Here is a 3,337-nt window from a genome sequence, read left to right as displayed (position 1 = left end):
GCTCTTGAGCCGTTTTTCCGGCGGTAATTATGTTATAGTGCAAACACTTTAAAACATTCAAACAGTCGCCTTTCCCTGAGATTAAGGCGGCAATCGGCAAAGGAAAAATATGCAGAATCTGACCGACCCCGCTTTGTGCCGCGTGCGTACCGTTACCGCGTTTGTATCTTTGGATAAAGACGCCGGCCGCTGGGCGGATAAGTTGGCCGAGGCCAAGCAGCAGTGCGACCATATCGCCGCCGCCCTGCAGCAGCGCGGCTATACCGTGCAGTCGGTGCGTATGGTGGCCAATCCGTTCGGCGAATACCTCGATACTGCCGATATTGCTGCAGCATCGCAGGGCTTGGCGCAGATTCGGGATATTTTGAACCGCCTGAATGCCAACGGCCTGCGTATCCGCTTTGCCATCGGCGAGGCGCGCACGCCGCAGGAAATCGCGCTGCTGCCCGAGCTGATTCGGGATTTCGGCGATTTGAGCAATGCCTGCGTCAACATCGACGCCGACGAGCACGGCGTGTTGGACAACGGGCAAATTCTGCGCTGCGTGGAAGCGGTGCGGCGCATCGGCGAAATCACCCCGCGCGGCGAGGGCAATTTCAATTTTACCGTCAATTTCAACTGCAACGAGCTGATACCCTATTTTCCGGCGGGCTACCACCGCGGCGGCTCGGACAAAAAACTGGTGGTCGGCTTGGAGTCACCCGATTTGCTGGCGGCGGCGCTGCGCGGTTTGAACAATCTGCCCGAGGCGCACGAAGATTTCCGCCGCGCCGCGTTTGACGCGATGAGCGGCGCGCTGCAATATCATGCCGACCAAGTGCAGGCGTGCATTGCCGAAGTGCCGCTGGCGGCGGGGTGGACGTATGCGGGCATGGATACCTCTGCCGCGCCGTCCAAAAACTGCACGTCTATGGTGGAAGTGTACCGCCTGCTGCGCGTACCGCATTTCGGCGCGGCGGGCACGCTGGAAGCCTCGGCGCTGTTGACCCGCGTGTTCAAAACCCTGAAAAACGTCCGCGCCGTCGGCTTTTCCGGGTTAATGCTGGCGGTGGTGGAAGACGAGGGGCTGGCGGCGGCAACGTATGCGGATTCATACGATTTACAGCATCTGATCGCTTACAGCAGCGTGTGCGGCATCGGCTTGGATACCGTGCCGATTGAGGGCGGTACGCCGTCTGAAAAAACCGCCGCCATCATGCGCGATACGGGCACGATGGCTTTCCGGCTCAACAAACCGCTGACGGTGCGCCTGTTTCCCGTACCCGGGCTGAAAGCAGGCATGAGCACGGCATTTGAAAGCGACGATTTGTGCAACTGCGCGGTATTGGCGGTCAAATAAGCACCTGCCGGGCAAAAAAGGCCGTCTGAAAAACGCACCGTGCCGTTTTCAGACGGCCTTTGCATAGAAAAACCCACGCAAATCCAGTACAATACGCCCCTAAAATTCACAAAGAACAAGAAAATCATGGAAGCTGAAGTCATCAACCAGTTAAACAACGCGCTCGACGATTTGGAAACCCGCAGCGCCGACATCCGCGTATATATGGATTATCAGGGCAAGAAAGACCGCTTGGAAGAAGTCATCGGCCTGTCGGAAGATCCCGAATTGTGGAACGACCCGAAAAAAGCGCAGGAAATCGGCAAAGAGCGCAAGATTTTGGAAGGCATCGTGCTCACGCTCGACACCATCGCCTCCGGCATCGAAGACAACCGCATGCTGATTGAAATGACCGTCGAAGAGGGCGACGCGGAAGGCTTTGCCGCCGTGCAGGAAGACGTGGCCGGTTTGGAAGCCAAAATGGCCGAGCTGGAATTCAAGCGCATGTTCAACCAGCCCGCCGACCCCAACAACTGCTTTATCGACATCACCGCCGGCGCGGGCGGCACCGAAGCGGAAGACTGGGCGGGCATGCTGCTGCGCATGTATTCGCGCTACGCCGAACGCCGCGGCTTCAAAGTGGACATTCTGGAGCAGGACGACGGCGAAATCGCCGGCATCAACCGCGCCACCATCCGCTTGGAAGGCGAATACGCCTACGGCCTGCTGCGCACCGAAACCGGCGTACACCGCCTGGTGCGCTATTCGCCGTTTGACTCCAACAACAAACGCCACACCTCGTTTGCCTCCGTGTTTGTGTATCCCGAAATCGACGACTCCATCGAAATCGAAATCAACCCCGCCGATTTGCGTATCGACACCTACCGCGCATCCGGCGCGGGCGGCCAGCACATCAACAAAACCGACTCCGCCGTGCGCATCACCCACGAGCCGACCGGCATTGTGGTGCAGTGCCAAAACGACCGCTCGCAGCACGCCAACAAAGCGGCGGCGATGGAAATGCTGAAAGCCAAGCTGTATGAAGTAGAAATGCGCAAGCGCAACGAGGAGAAACAAGCCTTGGAAGACGGCAAATCCGATGTGGGCTGGGGCAGCCAAATCCGCTCGTATGTATTGGATTCCTCGCGCATCAAAGACTTGCGTACCGGCCACGAAGTCGGCAACACCAAAGCCGTGCTCGACGGCGATCTCGACGGCTTTATCGAAGCCAGTTTGAAGCAGGGCGTGTAATGCCCGCGTGAACCGCAGGCCGTCTGAAAATGGTACGCCCGTTTTCAGACGGCTTTTTTCACTGTATCGGTATAGATAGTCAAGAAACCCATGAAAATACTGATTGCCTGCGCCCTTATCCTGTTGCTGCTGCTCGGCGGCGGCCTGTATGCCGTGTACCGCGCCGAACGCGCCGCCGCCGCGCCCGTAACGCCCGAAAAATCCGGCACGGCTATGGTGCTGGGCAATACCGTCAACCGCCGCGGCAAGCCCAACCCCTGCCTGCGTAACCGCGTCGAAGCAGGCGTATGGCTGTACCGCGCGGGCTTGGCGGAAAAGCTGCTGATGTCGGGCGGCACCGACCGCGACGGCGCCAATCAGGCCGAAGCCATGCGCCAGATGGCATTGACGCTGGGCGTGCCGCCCGAGCACATCCTGATTGAGCCGCAGTCGCGCAGCACTTATGAAAACATCGCCTTCAGCCACCCGCTGCTGCCCGCCGCCGAGCGCGTGATTTTGGTCAGCGACGGCTTCCACCTTGCCCGCGCCCGCTGGCTGGCCGCGCGGCATTGGCCGGGCAGACCGGTACAGATACTGGCTGCCGGTAGCTGCGGCGATACCCCCGCCAATCTGTGGCGCAAGCGGCTGCGCGAAGTTTTGGCATGGGTGAAAGCGGTGGCGCTGCATTAGTGGCGTGTGCGGGTAGGGAGTTGAAAAAGCCGTCTGAAAAATATCGGTTTTTCAGACGGCTTTTATAGTCGGAGAGTAAATTCTGATACAAGGCGGCAA

3 protein-coding genes are annotated in these 3,337 nt (G+C 59.1%); all 3 read left to right on the top strand.

What is annotated here, in order from left to right; translation table 11 throughout:
• The first annotated feature begins 109 nt into the window (after window positions 1–109).
• The 3 genes from BDE01S_RS09285 (at window position 110) to BDE01S_RS09275 (ending at window position 3,238) form a co-directional block, all read left to right on the top strand.
• The gene (locus BDE01S_RS09285; RefSeq protein WP_066080634.1) at window positions 110–1,339 is read left to right on the top strand and encodes a DUF711 family protein; all 1,230 of its coding nucleotides are present in this window, start codon (window positions 110–112) and stop codon (window positions 1,337–1,339) included.
• A gap of 126 nt (window positions 1,340–1,465) precedes the next feature.
• Window positions 1,466–2,569 carry a peptide chain release factor 2 gene (gene prfB / locus BDE01S_RS09280; RefSeq protein WP_066080633.1) on the top strand — a complete coding sequence of 368 codons (1,104 nt, stop codon included), beginning with the start codon at window positions 1,466–1,468 and terminating at the stop codon, window positions 2,567–2,569.
• 90 nt (window positions 2,570–2,659) lie between these two features.
• Window positions 2,660–3,238, top strand: coding sequence for a YdcF family protein (locus tag BDE01S_RS09275; protein WP_066080630.1), 579 nt, complete (start codon window positions 2,660–2,662; stop codon window positions 3,236–3,238).
• Window positions 3,239–3,337 lie beyond the last annotated feature (99 nt).

Source organism: Bergeriella denitrificans NBRC 102155, from assembly GCF_001592185.1.
GTDB lineage: Bacteria > Pseudomonadota > Gammaproteobacteria > Burkholderiales > Neisseriaceae > Neisseria > Neisseria denitrificans.
This window is presented reverse-complemented; position numbering and strand designations above follow the sequence as displayed.

Excerpts from the sequence above, each read along its gene's own strand:
- prfB (WP_066080633.1), top strand. The coding sequence starts at position 1,466 with ATGGAAGCTGAAGTCATCAACCAGTTAAACAACGCGCTCGACGATTTG.
- BDE01S_RS09275 (WP_066080630.1), top strand. The coding sequence starts at position 2,660 with ATGAAAATACTGATTGCCTGCGCCCTTATCCTGTTGCTGCTGCTCGGC.
- BDE01S_RS09285 (WP_066080634.1), top strand. The coding sequence starts at position 110 with ATGCAGAATCTGACCGACCCCGCTTTGTGCCGCGTGCGTACCGTTACC.